19 protein-coding genes and 2 pseudogenes are annotated in these 16,485 nt (G+C 67.7%); 9 read left to right on the plus strand and 12 right to left on the minus strand.

Going from position 1 to position 16,485, the window contains the following annotated elements; translation table 11 throughout:
- Positions 1 to 167: 167 nt before the first annotated feature.
- Positions 168 to 707 carry a porin family protein gene (locus ACIPQB_RS17965; RefSeq protein ID WP_446486624.1) on the plus strand — a complete coding sequence of 180 codons (540 nt, stop codon included), beginning with the start codon at positions 168 to 170 and terminating at the stop codon, positions 705 to 707.
- 76 nt (positions 708 to 783) lie between these two features.
- On the opposite strand, the gene ACIPQB_RS17970 is transcribed toward ACIPQB_RS17965, so the two are convergent.
- Positions 784 to 1,200 (minus strand): DUF805 domain-containing protein, encoded by a 417-nt coding sequence (locus ACIPQB_RS17970; RefSeq protein ID WP_446486625.1) that lies wholly within the window; start codon positions 1,198 to 1,200, stop codon positions 784 to 786.
- 174 nt (positions 1,201 to 1,374) lie between these two features.
- Between ACIPQB_RS17970 and ACIPQB_RS17975 the strand changes: the two genes are divergently transcribed.
- Positions 1,375 to 1,761, plus strand: a complete 387-nt coding sequence (locus tag ACIPQB_RS17975) for a hypothetical protein (RefSeq protein WP_446486626.1) — start codon at positions 1,375 to 1,377, stop codon at positions 1,759 to 1,761.
- The gene (locus tag ACIPQB_RS17980) at positions 1,758 to 2,747 is read left to right on the plus strand and encodes a sterol desaturase family protein (RefSeq protein WP_446486627.1); all 990 of its coding nucleotides are present in this window, start codon (positions 1,758 to 1,760) and stop codon (positions 2,745 to 2,747) included. The genes ACIPQB_RS17975 and ACIPQB_RS17980 overlap by 4 nt, the downstream gene beginning before the upstream one ends.
- 164 nt (positions 2,748 to 2,911) lie before the next feature.
- On the opposite strand, the gene ACIPQB_RS17985 is transcribed toward ACIPQB_RS17980, so the two are convergent.
- The 4 genes and pseudogenes from ACIPQB_RS17985 to ACIPQB_RS18000 form a co-directional block, all read right to left on the minus strand.
- Positions 2,912 to 3,295: a hypothetical protein gene (locus ACIPQB_RS17985; protein ID WP_446486628.1), complete on the minus strand. Its 384-nt coding sequence runs from the start codon at positions 3,293 to 3,295 to the stop codon at positions 2,912 to 2,914.
- A gap of 279 nt (positions 3,296 to 3,574) precedes the next feature.
- The gene (locus ACIPQB_RS17990; protein ID WP_446486629.1) at positions 3,575 to 4,234 is read right to left on the minus strand and encodes a hypothetical protein; all 660 of its coding nucleotides are present in this window, start codon (positions 4,232 to 4,234) and stop codon (positions 3,575 to 3,577) included.
- A 740-nt stretch (positions 4,235 to 4,974) separates the two neighbouring features.
- Positions 4,975 to 6,013 (minus strand): annotated as a pseudogene (locus tag ACIPQB_RS17995) (NUDIX hydrolase).
- Positions 5,952 to 6,593, minus strand: coding sequence for a YfbR-like 5'-deoxynucleotidase (locus tag ACIPQB_RS18000; protein WP_446486630.1), 642 nt, complete (start codon positions 6,591 to 6,593; stop codon positions 5,952 to 5,954). Before ACIPQB_RS18000 ends, ACIPQB_RS17995 begins: the two are co-directional and overlap by 62 nt.
- Positions 6,594 to 6,745: 152 nt before the next feature.
- Here ACIPQB_RS18000 and ACIPQB_RS18005 point away from each other — a divergent pair, with 152 nt between their 5' ends.
- Positions 6,746 to 7,558: a universal stress protein gene (locus ACIPQB_RS18005; RefSeq protein WP_446486631.1), complete on the plus strand. Its 813-nt coding sequence runs from the start codon at positions 6,746 to 6,748 to the stop codon at positions 7,556 to 7,558.
- A 36-nt stretch (positions 7,559 to 7,594) separates the two neighbouring features.
- Entirely contained in the window at positions 7,595 to 7,966 is a 372-nt protein-coding gene (locus ACIPQB_RS18010) for a hypothetical protein (protein WP_446486632.1), read from the plus strand.
- Here ACIPQB_RS18010 and ACIPQB_RS18015 read toward each other — a convergent pair.
- The 7 genes and pseudogenes from ACIPQB_RS18015 to ACIPQB_RS18045 all read right to left on the minus strand — a co-directional run.
- Positions 7,963 to 8,103: pseudogene (locus ACIPQB_RS18015) on the minus strand (hypothetical protein); the annotation flags it as partial. The gene ACIPQB_RS18010 and the pseudogene ACIPQB_RS18015 sit on opposite strands and share 4 nt — an antisense overlap.
- Positions 8,104 to 8,107: 4 nt before the next feature.
- Positions 8,108 to 8,950: a hypothetical protein gene (locus ACIPQB_RS18020; RefSeq protein WP_446486633.1), complete on the minus strand. Its 843-nt coding sequence runs from the start codon at positions 8,948 to 8,950 to the stop codon at positions 8,108 to 8,110.
- Positions 8,951 to 9,021: 71 nt separating this feature from the next.
- Positions 9,022 to 9,891, minus strand: coding sequence for an AAA family ATPase (locus ACIPQB_RS18025; RefSeq protein WP_446486634.1), 870 nt, complete (start codon positions 9,889 to 9,891; stop codon positions 9,022 to 9,024).
- A gap of 83 nt (positions 9,892 to 9,974) precedes the next feature.
- Complete coding sequence (locus ACIPQB_RS18030) at positions 9,975 to 10,160, minus strand: hypothetical protein (RefSeq protein ID WP_446486635.1); 186 nt, start codon at positions 10,158 to 10,160, stop codon at positions 9,975 to 9,977.
- Between the two features lie 56 nt (positions 10,161 to 10,216).
- Complete coding sequence (locus ACIPQB_RS18035; RefSeq protein WP_446486636.1) at positions 10,217 to 10,609, minus strand: primosomal protein; 393 nt, start codon at positions 10,607 to 10,609, stop codon at positions 10,217 to 10,219.
- A 143-nt stretch (positions 10,610 to 10,752) separates the two neighbouring features.
- On the minus strand, positions 10,753 to 11,472 hold the full coding sequence (locus tag ACIPQB_RS18040; protein WP_446486637.1) for a cytidylyltransferase domain-containing protein: 720 nt from the start codon (positions 11,470 to 11,472) through the stop codon (positions 10,753 to 10,755).
- A gap of 21 nt (positions 11,473 to 11,493) precedes the next feature.
- Complete coding sequence (locus ACIPQB_RS18045; protein WP_446486638.1) at positions 11,494 to 13,293, minus strand: tetratricopeptide repeat protein; 1,800 nt, start codon at positions 13,291 to 13,293, stop codon at positions 11,494 to 11,496.
- 180 nt (positions 13,294 to 13,473) lie between these two features.
- Here ACIPQB_RS18045 and flbT point away from each other — a divergent pair, with 180 nt between their 5' ends.
- The 4 genes from flbT to ACIPQB_RS18065 all read left to right on the plus strand — a co-directional run bounded on the left by flbT (position 13,474) and on the right by ACIPQB_RS18065 (position 16,430).
- Entirely contained in the window at positions 13,474 to 13,899 is a 426-nt protein-coding gene (flbT, locus tag ACIPQB_RS18050; RefSeq protein WP_446486639.1) for a flagellar biosynthesis repressor FlbT, read from the plus strand.
- Entirely contained in the window at positions 13,859 to 14,221 is a 363-nt protein-coding gene (gene flaF / locus ACIPQB_RS18055) for a flagellar biosynthesis regulator FlaF (RefSeq protein WP_446486640.1), read from the plus strand. Before flbT ends, flaF begins: the two co-directional genes overlap by 41 nt.
- Before the next feature lie 247 nt (positions 14,222 to 14,468).
- Positions 14,469 to 15,287: a flagellin gene (locus ACIPQB_RS18060; protein WP_446486684.1), complete on the plus strand. Its 819-nt coding sequence runs from the start codon at positions 14,469 to 14,471 to the stop codon at positions 15,285 to 15,287.
- A gap of 321 nt (positions 15,288 to 15,608) precedes the next feature.
- Positions 15,609 to 16,430, plus strand: coding sequence for a flagellin (locus ACIPQB_RS18065; RefSeq protein ID WP_446486641.1), 822 nt, complete (start codon positions 15,609 to 15,611; stop codon positions 16,428 to 16,430).
- The last annotated feature ends 55 nt before the right edge of the window (positions 16,431 to 16,485 follow it).

Raw genomic sequence — 16,485 nt, forward strand, 5'->3', positions numbered from 1 at the left:
TTTTCCGTCGCGGAGGTTGGAACGATACCGGCCCGCCACATTCGCCTTGGACGTGTCGGCGGCGACACGCAATGGCCCCAAACGGGTCGTCGCAGGGTCCAACCCCGGCCCCATGGGCGGTCTAGCTAGAGCAGGCTGAGGGAGCACGAGTACCAAGGAGTTCAACAATGAAGAAAACTCTCATGTCGGCGGCCCTGGCCGCCCTGTCGGTCGCCGCCGTTCCCGCCCTGTCCCACGCCCAGTCCGCCGATACGGGGGTCTATGGGACCCTCGGCTATGCCGGTTCCCGCGCCGACGGCGCCGACACCGGCGCGGTGCAGGGCCGCCTGGGCGCCAGGCTCACCCCGCACTTCGGCGTCGAGGGCGAGCTGTCGGGCGGCGTCAAGGACGACGACATCGACACGAACGGCGTCCGCTCCACCATCGAGCAGACCCATTCGGCTGCCGTCTACGGCGTCGGCTTCCTGCCGGTCACGCCCAATATCGACCTGATCGGCCGGGTCGGCTACGGCAACACCCAGTTCAAGCAGACCCTGGCCGGGGTCGAGGGCAAGTTCGACGCCGACAGCGCCAACTACGGGGTCGGCGCCCAGTACAAGCTCGACGACAAGAACGGCGTCCGCGTCGACTACACCCGCCAGCAGTTCCGCGACAACGACGCGGCCGACGCCAATGTGGTGTCGGTGGGCTATGCGCGGAAGTTCTAGGATCTGACCTGCGAAACGAAGGAAGCGCGCCTCCGGTCGGGGGCGCGCTTCCTGATTCCGGCTTGGCGACGAAAGCCTAGCTGAACACCGCCGCGGCGTCGCCGGTGGCCACGCCCTTGGGGTCGGGACCGAACTTGTTGGGGCCGTTGGTGCCGGGCAGCAGGGTGAAGACCAGCAGCACCAGGCCGCCGATAAACGGCAGGAAGGCGATCAGCAGCCACCAGGCCGAGCGGTCGGTGTCATGCAGGCGGCGGAAGCTGACGGCGATGCTGGGAATGAGGATCCCCAGGACGAACAACAGGTAGAGCCCGGTCAGCCCCATGCCCAGGCCGTTCATCTGGCCCGTGCCCATCCCGCCGCCGAGGGCGCCGAGCAGGATGAAATAGACGATCTCGACCAGGACGATGAACAGGGTGAACAGCCAGTATTCCGAGCGGCGCGCCCGGCCGGCGAAGTCGGCGTATTTCTTCAGCGGTTGGAACATCAGCGACATCTTCAGCCTCCCTAAAGCCTCTCCGCGTTGAGCGGGGCTCAACCTTGGGCACGAAATCGCTGTCCGTAAACACCCAAGGTGCGGAAGGGCCGGGTCTGGCTTCCCAAGCGGCGCCCTTGACGCCCGACCCCGGCGGTCCGACGCTCGTCGCCCATCGGGGAGGAAGGCGTCGGCTTGGACAAGGCGCTGCTCATTCAGCTGCTGGGCTCGGCCGCGGCCGTGGCCCTGCTCGTGGGCCTGGCGGCCGGGGCCGGCGTGCCGCGCCCGGCGCCGCCGCTCGACCCCGCGGCCGCGCGCGCCCTGCTGGCCCAGGAATTTCCCGACCACCCCCTCGACGCCTTGTGGATCGCCGCCGACCGGGCCGGGGCGGTGGCGCGGGCGGACGACGTCGCCCTGGTGCTGTGGCGCAAGGGCGACGGCTATGTGGCCCGCGCCGCGCCCTGGGCCGCGGCGCTGGACGCTGCCGTCGCCCGCGGCCGCGTCCGGCTGCGGCGGGTCGAGGGGAGGCCCCGCCTGGCCCTCGGCGACGGAGCCTGGCCGCCGCAGGAGCTGGCCGCATGAAGGGCTTCGACCCCGTCCAGGCGGCGATCCCGTTCTTCGTCCTGGCCATCGTCCTGGAGCTGGCCCTGGCCCGGCTGGGCAAGGTGCGGGCCCATTACGAGGTCCGCGACACCGCCACCTCGCTGCTGATGGGCCTGGGCAGCACGATCGCCGGGCTGCTGACCGCCGGCCTGACCTTCGCCGCCGCCCTGTGGGTCTACCAGCACCGCCTGTTCACGATCCCGATGACGGCGATCTGGGCCTGGGTCCTGCTGTTCCTGGCCGAGGACCTGACCTACTACGCCTTCCACCGCCTCAGCCACGAGCGCCGGGTCTGGTGGGCCAGCCACGTCAACCACCACACCTCCACCCACTACAACCTGTCGACCGCCCTGCGGCAGACCTGGACCGGCGGCGTCGCCGGGACCTGGCTGCTGTGGCTGCCGCTGTCGCTGCTGGGCTTCCCGCCGGCCATGGTGGCGATCCAGAAGGGGATCAGCCTGGTCTACCAGTTCTGGATCCACACCGAGGCGATCGGGCGCCTGCCGGCCTGGTTCGAGGCGGTGTTCAACACCCCCTCGCACCACCGCGTGCACCACGCCCGCAACCCCCGCTACCTGGACGCCAACTACGCCGGCATCCTGATCGTCTGGGACCGGATGTTTCGCACCTTCATCCCCGAGACGCAGGACGAGCCCTGCCGCTACGGGACGGTGAAAAACCTGACCAGCTTCAACCTGCTGACCAACGTCTTCCACGAATGGATCGGCATCGGCCGCGACCTGCTGAGCTCGCGCTCGCCGCGCGAGGTTCTGGGCTATCTGTTCGGCCCGCCCGGCTGGAGCCCGGACGGATCGCGCGAGACCTCGCGGACGCTGAAGGCGAAGTGGCGGGCGCGGATGGAGCGCGAGGCGGCGGGCGAAGTCTGCTCACCCAGCGAGATTCTTCCTTCTCCCCTTGCGGGAGAAGGTGGCCTCGCGGAGCGAGGTCGGATGAGGGGTCGATAACCGGCGCCGCTGCGTACAGCGGAACGGCCGGGTGCGGCGGTTAAAGTTTGAGGGACCCCTCATCCGGCGCTTCGCGCCACCTTCTCCCGCAAGGGGAGAAGGGAACGCAGGGGCTTTAGCTGATCAGTCGATCCTGACGAAAACCTCTTCCCCTTTGCGAAGTCTCAAGCCGTCGTCCGCCAGCGGCCGCGGGTCGCCGTCACGAAGGCGAGCGTGAACAGCAGGTGGACGACCAGGAAGGCCTTGGCGATGTCGCGCGCCTCGCCGCTGACCACGCCCCAGACGTCATTGGCCGCCACGGCGCCGAAGCCGACGATGTTGGCCAGCAGGATGGCTCGAAGCTGCGGGGAGGGGGCGGCGTCGCGCGACAGCCAGTTCAGCACCGCGATCCCCAGGAACGGCCCGCCCAGCAGCCGCAGCAGGGCGATCAGCTCCGGCGAGGCCTGGGCCGGGACCGCCCCGACGCCGAACTGGAGGGGAAACAGCATCAGTCCCAGGCCGACCGCGGCCAGGTACAGCGCCGACGACATAAAAATCAGCTTGAGCATGGGATCGTCTCCAGACTGTGGCTGCTTTTATCCTGAACTGAGAAGCGGGACCGACGCGCTCAGGATATGAAATTCATATACAGTGAATCGTGCAGTTAACTTTCACTTCGACTTGCGCCCACAGAGGGCGTGGCTGATCGATCGGCGCGATCTTTATTAGTGCACTGTCACCGCAATGTGAATGTGTCACCGCAATGTGTCACCGTAACGCCACCGTTATGCCCCGGTCGCATCGACCCGTCGCCCGGAAAGCCCGCGCGCGGCGAGAAGCGTCGTGGCTCAGGACATCAGGAAGGCGCGCAATCGCACGCCCGCTATTGTCGGCGCCGCCTTGATCCCGCCGACGACGCGCTGGAAACCGCGTCCGGCGAGATTATTGCCCTGGCCGATCGGCAGCTCGAAGATCAGCACGGAGAAATAGCCGCCGACCCCGGTCACGAGCGCGTAGATCTGGAAGTTCATGGCGCGCCCGCCCATGGCGCCGGCGATCTCGCCTGGGGTCCAGGCCGCGGCGGGGTTGAACGCGGTCAGGTCCCCGGCCGCGCCCGCTTCCGCCGCGAAGGTGCGCTTCACCTTGCTGCTGGCCGAGGGATTGTTGTCGATCGTGCCGACATGCGCGATCTTCGCGCCGCCATCGGTCCAGGTTGCGATCATGCAGCCGCTCATCGGCCCGGTGAGGACGTCGCCCCCGGCCAGGGGTATGGTCGTGGTGCGGCCCGCGATGTACGAAAGCCAGCGATAGGGGATGGCCTGACCCATTCTCAGGCCCAGCGCGCCAGCATGGAAGTTCGCCATGATCTGGTCGTCCATGCCGTCATAATTTATCGGATTCACAGGCCCGGGCGGGGTCGGTATCACCGCGCCGTCATTGACGCTGGTTTGTGAGCGCGGCGGCATCCATTTCAGCCGAACGCCACGACGCAGATAGTTTTCCAGCATCAGCTTTTTCCCGCGCAGATAGAGGGCAATCGCAGACCGACGTTATGCCATCCTATTGAGCTAGCGGCAGAGCTACAAGTCCTCCGCACTGCTCTCCGGCGGAATGTCGAACTCGCGCCCGAAGGAGGAGGATTCCTTTCGCCCCCGATGATCGTGTCGCGGATGGGCAAAGCCTATGACAATGGCGAAATGAGCGGCGTCGATCCTTATCCTCCCCGCTCCCAGCATGTTTCCTGAATAAATTCAACGTCTCAAAATCACTTATCCTCCCCCTTTCCCGCCGCCGGCATAATCGACCCACTTCAAGGCGATGGGGAGGGCGTGAGGCCTGCGACCTTCGCGGCCTTGGGGGCGGTCGAGCGGGACGCGCTCGTCGGCGGCGGTTCCGCGAGGAGCCGCGACCTCGTCATCTGGTGCCGGCCGGGCCCGTTTACGGATACGGCGTTGACGAAGGGCCGATGAGAGCGACAGGCACGGGGAGACCCGTGCGTTCCGGGACCGGGCTTCGTAGGCCCGGCCCGCCCGTCGGGGGCTTCAATCGGCGAGGCGTCAACAGCGCCGACCGCCGGACGCTCCTGAGAGAACGATCGCGCGGAGCGTCGGTCCTGGTCGAAACGGTAATTCTACACTTCTTCCGGGCCTGGCCCCGGCGCTCCGCAGCCCTCCCACACCTTCAGCGGCCCGCCGCGTGAGGCGGCCAAGTCGCGTCCTCACGGGAGACCCGTCATGCCCCGATCCGCTCACTCCCGCAGCAGCGGCAAACTCAGCCCCATGGCCGGCCGGGCGGCCAGGATCTCGCGGCGGAAGCGGAACAGCTCGGCGGGGCGGCCGCCGGTGTCGGCGTCCTGGCGGCCCAGGCCCTCGACAAGGTCCTCGCGCTCGACCACCCGGCGGAAGTTCTGCTTGTGCAGCGGCACCCCGGCGATGGCCTCGACCGTGCGCTGCAGGGCCGAAAGGGTGAACTCGGCCGGCATCAGCTCGAACACCACCGGCCGGTACTTGATCTTGCCGCGCAGCCGCGACAGGCCGGTGGCCAGGATGCGGCGGTGGTCGGAGATCATCGGCTCGCCCAGGGCCGCCGACAGGGCGGCCGGCTCGGCCGGGTCATGACCCTCGGCCCGGGCCTGGTCGCGGGCGGCCTCGGGGGCCAGGCCGGCCTCGTAGAGCAGCTCGTAGCGCTCCAGCACCCGCTCCTCGTTCCAGGGCGCGCCGTCCAGGGCGAAGGCCAGGCGGGCGCGGGACCACTTGGCCGCGTCGTCGTCGGCCCAGCGGCGCAGGGCCGGGGCGATGGCCTGGTCGAGCAGGGCCGGCCGGCCGTGGCGCCAGTCCTCCCACGGAAAGAACCGCGACCACGGGGCCCAGGCGGTGTCGGGGGCCTGGGTCTCGACCGCCTTGGGGGTCAGGCCCAGATAGCCGACCGAGACCACGCGGGCCGCCCCGGCCCCCATCTCGGCCCGCGGCGCGTCACGGCCCTCGTCGCCGAAGGTGTAGAGCTGCTCGACATAGCCCAGCTGGAAGCGGGTCTGGTCGGTGACGAAGGCCCGCAGGCCCAGTTCGAAGGTGCGGTGGCCGGCCGGGTCGAACGGGCCGAACGGCAGGCCGGGCAGGGGGCTGGCGACATCGGTGACCGCGTCATGCGGCCGGACGGTCAGGACCACGGCCTCGCCGTCGCGGATGGCCACGACCACGGCCGACAGCCCGATGACGACCGGGACGGTCATTCGGTCTCGAACGCTTCGCCCGGCGCGGACTCGAAGCCGGCGGCGCGGGACAGCACATGAAAGCGCTGGACGTAGCGGGCCTGGGCCTCGAACGGCGGCAGGGGCGTGATCTTCAGGTCGTAGCCGGTCGGCGGGGCGCCGAAGATCGCCAGGGATTCGGCATGGGCGAAGCCGGCCAGCTGGGTGGCCTCGAAGAAGGCGCAGGCCCGGTCGGCGGCCTTGATCAGGGTCTTGATCGGGGCGGGAACCTTTACCGGCAGGCCGAAGCGGATGTGGATGGCGTCCTCCAGCCGGGCCTCGAAGTCCTTGTAGCTGACGCCCAGGGCCGCCTTGAACGGGCTGATCATGTCGCCGATCACATATTCGCTGGCGTCGTGCAGCAGGGCGGCCAGCCGCCAGCGGGGCTCCAGATCGGGCTTGATGTGGGCGGCGATCTCCTCGACCACCACGCTGTGCTGGGCGACCGAGAAGCCGTGCTCGCCGACGGTCTGGCCGTTCCAGCGCGCCACCCGGGCCAGGCCGTGGGCGATGTCCTCGATCTCGATGTCCATGGGCGAGGGATCCAGCAGGTCCAGCCTGCGTCCCGACAGCATCCGCTGCCACGCCCTCGGCGGGCCCTTATGCAGCCCTTTGGCCACGAGATCGTTTCCTACAGTGAAGGTGGTTGGCCGCCTGAGGTTTTGACTGGCCCATCGGTTGACAAAGATCAATGAGGCGCCGGCCCGGACCTGTGGAAATACGACCTGAGGAAATACCTTGGCGTTGAAATGCCTGGAACGGGAGATCGATCATGAGCTGGGCGAGAATCATGGCGCCGTTGGCTGGCGCTCCTGGCGACCGGGGCCTGCTGGCCTCGGCCGCGGTTCTGGCCGAGGGCTTCGGGGCCGAGCTGGCCTGCGTCCATACGCCCGCCGACATGGCCGACCTGATGCCCTGGATGGGCGAGGGCTTCATGGGCGGGGTGCAGGTCACCGCCCTGGAAAGCCTCAAGGAGGCCGCCGTCGAGGGCCGCGACGCCATCGACCGGCTGGTGGGCGAGTTCGGCTATCCGCGCAGCCGCACGATCGGCCTCGACTCGCCGGTCTGGGCGGGCCTGGCCATGGAGGGACGGCTGTCGGACGTCGTGGTGTTCGACAACGCCGCCGCCCGCGGCAAGGGTCCGCTGGCCGAGGCCTTCCAGCAGATCGTCGCCGACGAGCAGCGGCCGGTGGTGGTGGCCCGCCCCGGCCTGAAGGTCGGCGGGACCGTCCTGGTGGCCTGGGACGGCGGCAAGGAGGCCAGCCGGGCCATGCGCACGGCCCTCCCGCTGCTGGAGAAGGCCGGACGGGTAGTGGTGACCGGCGCCCCGGCCGCCTCGTCGCGCAGCTTCGACCTGGATCGTCTGGTCGATTTCCTGGCGGCCCGCGGCGTCGCCGCCGAGGCCAGGGTGCTGACCGGAACCGGCGACGCGGCCGGCCAGCTCCTGGGCGCGGCCCGCGAGGTCGGCGCCGACATCCTGGTGGCTGGGGCCTTCGGCCATCCGCGGCTGCAGGAGTTCATCTTCGGCGGCACCACCCGCAGCCTGCTGAACGGCGAGGGCCCGTCGCTGTTCCTGTCCCACTAGACCCCTGTTTTGACGCAAGAAGAAGGAGGACGTTCAATGTCCCTGTCCCGCATCGTCATGCGCCTGGCGCGCAATCCCGGCACCGAGTTCGCGGGCGGCGACGACCACCGCGGCTACGCCCTGACCGCGCCGCTGACCGAAGACGGCCACCTGGACGCCGCCGCCTACGCCAAGGCCAAGAACGACTGCGTCGTGCGCCGCTTCGCCCCCGACGAGGACGCCGCCGACGGCCGCTTGGCCCGCAAGGGCGAGCGCTGGTATTTCGACTATGACGCCGACGACGCCCTCGACGACGAGCCGGTCCATCGCCTGGGCCAGCACCGCTTCGCGCTCGGCGAATATGTCACCGTCACCGACGACGACGGCCGTCCGCTGACCTACAAGGTCATGGAGGTGACTCCGGTCTAGGAAGGGCTTCCGTAGCCCCTTGCGTCCTTCGAGGCCCTCCTGCGGAGGGCGCCTCAGGATGAGGAATTCAGTGCAAAATGCTCCTCATCCTGAGGTGCGAGCCGAAGGCGAGCCTCGAAGGACGCAGGGCGTCTGACCCGCTCAGCCCCCGACGTTGCGCCGAACCAGGGTCTTCATGTCCTCGAAGACGTCGTGGTCGCTGCCGTCGCGGCCCTTGGCCTTGACCACCGCCACGGCCAGCGGGCCGCCCTTGGGGCCGCGGGCCTCGTAGCCGACGACGCGATAGCCGCTGGTCGCCTTGTCGCTGGCCAGGATCAGGGTGGCGCGCACGCCGTCGCCGCGCCGGCGCTGGCGGATCTGGGCCCCGTCGTCATTGGCGTGGACGTCGATCTCGCCCTCGTCGTCGTTCGACGACTTGACGCTGACGGTCGAGCGGCCGCCGCTGGTGCGCTCGCTGACCCGCCGTTCGGTGTCGCCCTCGCGGATGGTGATGTTCTTGGCGACCTTGACCTCGGCCGAGCCGTCGTTGGCGTTGATCGTCAGCCCGCCGATGCGGATGTCGGCGCCCTTGTCGTGGGCGTCGATCTTGACGCCCGGCAGGCTGATCTCCGCCCCGTCGCGGCGCGGCTTCTGGCCGGGGGAGGGCGGGGGCGGCGGGGCCGAGGACATGGCCGGCATCAGGGTCTTCAGCTCGGCCTCGATCGGGGCCAGGGCGGCCTCAGCGTCGCCGCCGTTCAGGGCCACCAGCCTCAGGGTCACCTCGGCGTTCTGGCCGCCATAGACGCAAGCCTGGCCGTCGGCGGCGGCGCTGAGGCGCTTGAGCTCGCCCTGCCGGTCGGGGCAGTCGAGCCGGCTGATCGCCCGCAGCGGCTCGTGCCGGCCCATCTTCATCGGGTGGTCGTGCTGGCGGATCTCGACCTTGGGCGAGCAGGCGCACAGCGCCGTCAGGCTCGCGGCCGCCGCGAGCAGCGTCAGGTTTCGCATGGGGGGTCCTCCCGTTCGGCGGGAACGTGGTCCGGCGGCGGCGGAAGGTCCAATGAAATCGCGGTAAGGCTCTACTGTCCGGGCCGGGCGCCCGAACCCTCGCGGCGGGCCAGGAAGGCCAGGCGCTCGAACAGGTGGACGTCCTGCTCGTTCTTCAGCAGGGCCCCGTGCAGCGGCGGGATCAGCTTGGTCGGATCCTTCTCGCGCAGGGTCGTCTCGTCGATGTCCTCGACCAGCAGCAGCTTCAGCCAGTCAAGCAGCTCGGAGGTCGACGGCTTCTTCTTCAGGCCCGGCACCTTGCGCATGTCGTAGAAGATCCGCAGGGCCTCGGCGACCAGCTTCTGCTTGATGCCCGGGAAATGGACATCGACGATGGCCTGCATGGTCGGCTCGTCGGGGAAGCGGATGTAGTGGAAGAAGCAGCGGCGCAGGAAGGCGTCGGGCAGCTCCTTCTCGTTGTTGGAGGTGATGATGATGATCGGCCGGACCTTGGCGGCGATCGTCTCGCCGGTCTCATAGACGTAGAACTCGTTGCGATCGAGTTCCTGCAGCAGGTCGTTGGGGAACTCGATGTCGGCCTTGTCGATCTCGTCGATCAGCAGGACCGGGCGGGCGGGGGCCTCGAACGCCTCCCACAGCTTGCCCTTTTTGATGTAGTTGCGGACCTCCTTGACCCGCTCGTCGCCCAGCTGGCTGTCGCGCAGGCGGGTGACAGCGTCGTATTCGTAGAGACCCTGCTGGGCCTTGGTCGTCGACTTGATGTGCCAGGTCAGCAGCGGGGCGTTCATCGCCTTGGCCACCTCGTAGGCCAGCACGGTCTTGCCGGTGCCGGGCTCGCCCTTGATCAGCAGCGGCCGCTCCAGCGCCACGGCGGCGTTAACGGCGACCTTCAGGTCTTCGGTTGCGACATAGTCGGCGGTGCCTTCGAAGCGCGAGCTCATGCGGTTTCCTGACGGCGTCGCGGGGGAGCGCGCCTCGAACAGATGTTCAAATGCGGGCTAACCTACAGACCCTCCGTCGGCGATCAAGCCGGCTTATCGGGAGCCTCGTCAGAAGCGCTATCATCCGAGCCGTCCTGGTCGGGCGTCGGCGGCTGCCGATGGCGGCGTACGACCGACGGCGGGTCGCTGGCGGGGAAGGTGTCTTCCAGCCCTTCCTCCAGCTGTTCCTCCAGGGACTCCTCGGCGTCGGGCCTTTTCTCGTCGGGCATGGGGCGTCTCCTGTCGGGGTGAATCTAAGCCCCGAGGGACTCCCGTTCAATGGCGCTCAGCGGTCCTTGGCGTAGCCCAGGACCTCGATGTCGTCGTCGGCCAGCTGGGTGGATTCGAAATCGGCCGTGTCGGCGTCGTCGTCGGAAATCGCAGCCTCGATATCCTCCTCGTCGCCGGTGACGGGGCTCAGCGGTTCGCGCTCGATGTCCAGGCCCTCGTCGTCGCGTTCGCCCTGAAGATCTTCGCTGATGTCGTCGAGGTCCTGATCGTCGAGGTCGTCGTCATATTCCGCGTCCTCGTCCTCCTCGTCGTCGCCGTTGGCCCGCGTCGCGTCATAGACGTCGTCGATCTCGTCGAAATTGGCGATGTCCTGGCCGTCGTCGGTCAGGTTGGTCTCGTCCAAGACCTCGGCGCCATCCTGGTCGTCAAATTCGGTTTCGGGGGCCATGGGCGACTCCTTGGGCGGGTTCCTGGCGGCGATGCGTTTGGCCACCGCCGCCGCCCTGATAAACCCCGACGGCGCAGCGCCTGTTCCCCAAAGGTCGACCCGCGAGGGCGGGAACAGTCGCGCCATGACCCGGCGCGGCCGGATCAGACTCGGCGGTCTCCGCCCATGTCGACCAGGTCCGGCCGTCCGCGAACGAAGGCGCGGACGTCGTCGGAGGTGAAGGCGGGATCGGCGCCGTACAGGCCGGCATAGACCGCGCGAACGAAGTCCAGGTCGTCGGGACGGTCGACCGTCCACCGCACCTCGCCCTCGTCGGCGGCCTGCTCCAGTCCGGCGACCTTGAACCGCTCGGGGCGGCGATAGAGGAACGGCGTCACATGCTCACGGTCATAGGGATCGGCGGTCTCGCGGGCGGCGGCCCTCAGGGCCTCGGCCCTGAACACCTCGACGTCCAGGCCCTTGGGATAGCTGCGCCGGGCCGGGGTGTTGGAGGTGTAGTCCGCGTCCGAAGCGAGATGCAGGGCCACGGTCTCGTCGATCACCACCGGGTCGGCCAGCGGGCAGTCGGCGGTCAGGCGGACCACGGTCCCGGTCGCGCCGAAAGCGTCCATCGCGCCGATGAACCGAGCCAGGACGTCATCGAGCGAACCCCGGAACACGGGGACCCCAGCCTTATCGAGGCGGGCCGCCAGGACGTCGTCGCTGGCCTGGTCGGAGGTGGCGACCACGATCCGGCCCAGGCGGCGGGCGCGGCTCAGCCGCTCGATCTGGCGCAGGATCATCGGCGCGCCGGCCAGGTCGGCCAGCACCTTGCCCGGCAGGCGGCTGGACGACATGCGCGCTTGAAGGATGGTGAGCGGCACGGCCGTTTCCTCCTGCTCCGATCAGGCCGGGAACTGCGCCTTCAGGGCCTCGCCGATCTGTTGCATCGTCGGGGTCCAGTCCTTGTAGTCGGGGGTGATGAAGCAGCGGGTCTGCGGGTACCAGGGATAGAAGTCGGTCTGGCCCAGGCGAGGCCAGGAAGCCGCGCCGCCCAGCAGCCAGATCGGCGCGCCGCAGGCGCCGCCCAGATTGGTGGTGGCGTTGGAGAAGCCGACGATCAGGTCCATGGCGCAGCACAGGGCGGCGACGTCGTCGAGGTCCTGCTTCAGGTCGATGCCCGGCGGCTGCCAGATCTCGACGCCGAACTCCTCGCGGGCCAGGGCGATCTCCTCGGCGCAGTCGCCGTACTGGATGTTGACGAAGGTCACGCCTGGCGTCTCGAACACTGGCCGCCACAGCAGGAAGGGCGAGAACTGCCGGGCGCGTTCGCCGTTCAGCTTCAGGCTCTTCCACAGCACGCCGACCTTGGGACCACCGGGCGCGGCCTGCAGTTGGCGCCGCCAGTGCTCGACCCGCTCGGGATCGGCGGTCAGGAAGCTTGGGCGCTTGGGGAACGAGGCGACGCTGGGACGGAAGGTTTCCAGCAGCGCGCCCATTGGGGCCCAGAGGTCGATCCCGCTCCAGTCCTCGATCTCCGGCGCGCCGCGATAGACCCGGCCCTCGTAGGAGACGGTGCGGTGGGCGGTGACGCTGGCCTGCGGAAACGAGCGCTGGAACAGCGGGATCAGCCGGCGCTCGACGGCGATCGACAGACGGCCGTCGGGACCGAGCGCCTCGATCACGTCGGGCAGCAGGTTGGCGAACATCACCTCGTCGCCCAGGCCCTGTTCGGCGCAGATCATCAGGTGCTTGCCGGCCAGGTCCATGCCCGGCGTCCAGCGGGCGCCCTCGATGGTGAAGCGCGGGGCCTCGATCAGGTCCTTCGAGAACCGGGCCTCGTAGGTTTTCCAACCTTCCTCGATCCGGCCCAGGGCCAGCAGGATGGTGGCCCGGCCGAACTGCATGGTGGCCAGATCCTCGGCCGACTCGGCCCTGGCGATCGCCTGCTCGCAGTCGGCGAGGGCGCCTTCGACGTCGCCGAGGTCGAGCTTGGCGTAGGCGCGGTTGTGGTAGGCCTTGCCGAAGCCGGGGGCCAGCCGCAGGGTCTCGTCGAAGAAGGTCACGGCGGTCTGGCCGTCGCCCTGGCTGCACATCACCGTGCCCAGGGTGTTCCACAGCAGCGCCTGCTCAGGGTTCTGCTGGATGGCTGGGCGCAGCACCTCGACGGCCTCCTCGCAGCGATTGAGGTCGCGCAGGGCGCAGGCCAGGTTGTTGATCCCCTCCAGGTCGCCGGGGCGCTCGTTCAGATAGTGCATGAAGAACTTGGCGGCGATCTCCGGCATGTCCATGCGGAAGGCCAGCCGGCCCAGGTCGCCGGCGACCGCGCCGTGCCGGGGCAGCAACTGCAGGGCCGCTTCATAACAACGCATCGAACCGGCGAAGTCCCCGGTCTTCTCGCGGGCGATGCCCAGCACGTGCCAAGCCACGCCCAGCCTGTCGTCGCGCTCCAGAACCTTGAGGGCCAGTTTCTCGCCCTTGGCGAAGTCCCGGTTCTGCATGGCGTGGATCGCGCGGGCCAGCAGCCTGGCGGCGTCGTGGTTGCCGACTTCACCCGTTTCGCGGTCCAGGCGGGCCAAGGCCTCAGCCGAGGCCGCGTCGCCGACCGTCGCGGCCTTGAAGCCCATCTGCACCGCCTGGGCCACCGACTCCTGGGCCATGGCCAAGGCGCTGGCCGAGATCTGCGAGGCGCGACTGCGGGACATCATAAGGCCTTGGCGGTTGGAGAGAGTCATCCTCTGGGTCAGTATGCTTAATTGAGTCCTAAGCTGCGTCCCACGGTCGCAGGCTTGGCAAGGGGACGTTAACCGCCTCCGCCTAGCTTGTGACTGAAACCGTCATTTCGACGGGGTGGGCGACGCAGCAATGCAAGAGGGAGCGGCCTTGTGCCATTGAAGCTGTCGCTGAAGCCCGGCGAGAAGTTCGTGCTGAACGGCGCGGTGGTCCAGAACGGCGACCGTCGCGGCGTTCTGGTGTTGCAGAACAAGGCCTCGGTGCTGCGTGAGAAGGACATCATGCAGCTCGACGAGGTCACCTCGCCAGCCCGTCACATCTATTTTCCCGTGATGATGATGTACCTGGACGAAGCGGGGGCCGAGCGTCAGTACGAAGAGTTCGCAACGCGCCTGACCGAGTTCATGGGGGTCGTGCGCAATCCGACCGTGCTGAGCGACTGCATCGCCATCTCCAAGCACGTGATGGCGCGGGAATACTACAAGGCGCTCATGTTGAGCCGTAAGCTAATCGAATACGAAGATCAGAGGTTGGGGCATGTCTCTTCGGGCGTATCAACAGGCGGCGACGCGGGCTGAAAACCCGCGTGAGATGGAATACCGTCTGTTCGGTCAGGTGACGCGCGCTCTGATGGCGGCGTCGCAGGCGCCGGCGGACGACATCGCTACGCGCATCGACGCGCTCGACTGGAACCGCCGGGTCTGGTCGGCGCTGGCGACCGACTGCTCGCTGCCGGAAAACACCCTGCCGGTGCAGCTGCGGGCCAGCATCATCTCGCTCAGCCTGTGGGTCGGCCGCCACTCCAGCGCGATCATGCGCAAGGAGGAGGATTTCGAGCCGCTGATCGAGATCAACCGCATGATCATGCAGGGCCTGGCCGGCCGCGCCGACGCGGCCTGAGACTCCGGGCGAGGCCCGACGCCCGCCTTTCAAAACCTTTCCGGTAAAACCTGCCGCCCGGCGAATTCTGCATTCGCCGGGCGGTTTCGCGTCCGGGGCGCCGGCGCGAAATATCGAGTGAAATCAGTCTTCTAATTTTGTGCTCAAGCTGGCGCTGCCTGGCCCGGCGCTTGCGATGGGTTTGGTGGGCAAAACGCCCGACCGGCAAAACGCCGGGGCAATCCTCCCAAAATGGCGAGCAACCACCATGATGAACTCGATCAACACCAATGCCGGCGCCATGATCGCGCTGCAGAACCTGAACGCCACCAACTCGGAGCTCCAAACCACTCAGCAACGCATCAACACCGGCAAGAAGATCTCGAGTGCCAAGGATAACGGCGCGATCTGGTCGATGGCCAAGATGCAAAGCACGACGTCGAGCTCGTTGAACGCCGTGAAGGACTCGCTCCAGCGCGGACAATCGACGATCGACGTGGGCCTTGCCGCTGGCGACACCATCACCGACCTGCTCGGCAAGATGAAGGAAAAGGCCCTGGCCGCTTCCGACACCTCGCTGAACACCGCCTCGTTCAACGCCCTGGTTTCCGATTTCACCTCGCTGCGCGACCAGATCACCAAGGCTGTCACCAACGCCAAGTTCAACGGCGTCAGCCTCGTGGACGGCACCACCACCAAGTTGCAGTTCCTCAGCAACTCGGACGGCGTCGCCTACACGGTGAACGCCAAGACCCTGTCGCTCGTCGGCCTGGGCCTGACCGCCACTTCGACCTTCGCCACCGCGGCCGCGGCCAAGACGATGATCGCCACGATCACCACGGCCCTGACCACGGCGACGAACAAGCTGGCGAACCTGGGCACCAGCTCGACCGGCCTGGACATGCATCTGACCTTCACGGGTAAGCTGCAGGACAGCCTGGACTCGGGTGTCGGCAACCTGGTCGATGCGGACCTGGCCAAGGAAAGCGCCAAGCTGCAATCGCTGCAAACCAAGCAGCAGCTGGGCGTTCAGGCGCTATCGATCGCCAACCAGACGCCTCAGTCGATCCTTTCGCTGTTCAAGTGATCGGCGACTAGGCTCAAGGAAGCGATCAAAGCCGGACGGTCCAAGGGCCGTCCGGCATTTCTTTTTTTGGGGTCGAGGCGCCCCGAAAATGTCCGGCTCCCCCAAATTTGCCCGGCAAGATCTGCCTACCGGTTGCGAAGCTCGGCATAATCTGCCGGGGCGGAGCTTGGTAAACGGACCTATAACGCCGCGATTTCAGTAACTTGCTAAAATCTGCCGACTGGGCAGCTTTGGCCCGGTCATTGCTTCCTGGTTCTTCGAGCAAAATGCTCCCGGCTGTCAAAATGACGTCGGATCCCTTGAAAACAGGAACCCGCCGAAATGGCTCTGAATAGCATCAACACGAACTCGGGCGCGATGATCGCCCTGCAAAACCTGAACTCGACCAACGCCGAGCTGCAGGTCACGCAACAACGCATCAACACCGGCAAGAAGGTCGGCAACGCCAAGGACAACGGCGCGATCTGGGCGATGGGCAAGGTCCAGTCGACCACCGCCAACTCGCTGAACGCCGTGAAAGACTCGCTGCAACGCGGCCAGTCGACCATCGACGTGGCCCTGGCGGCCGGCGACACCGTCACCGACCTGCTGGGCAAGATGAAGGAAAAGGCTCTGGCCGCTTCCGACACCTCGCTGAACACCGCTTCGTTCAACGCCCTGGTCTCGGACTTCAACTCGCTGCGCGACCAGATCACCAAGGCCGTGGGCAACGCCAAGTTCAACGGCGTTTCGATCGCCGACGGCAGCACCACCAAGCTGGCCTTCCTGGCCAACTCGGACGGCACCCAGTTCACCGTTAGTTCCAAGACCCTGTCGCTGGTCGGCCTGGGCCTGACCGCCGCGTCGTCGTTCACGACCGCTGCGGCCGCCAAGACCATGATCACCACGATCAGCAACGCCCTGGGCACGGCCACCAACAAGCTGGCCTCGCTGGGCACCAGCTCGACCGGCCTGGACACCCACCTGACCTTCGTCGGCAAGCTGCAGGACAGCCTCGACGCCGGCGTGGGCAACCTGGTCGACGCCGACCTGGCCAAGGAAAGCGCCAAGCTTCAGTCGCTGCAAACCAAGCAGCAACTGGGCATCCAGGCGCTGTCCATCGCCAACCAGGCCTCCTCGTCGATCCTCAGCCTGTTCCGATAGGAACGAAGAAGGGGCGGGTCCTTCGGGCCCGCCCCGCCTTTTCCGCGGGCCTCCG

The sequence above is a fragment of the Caulobacter sp. LARHSG274 genome, from assembly GCF_052871235.1.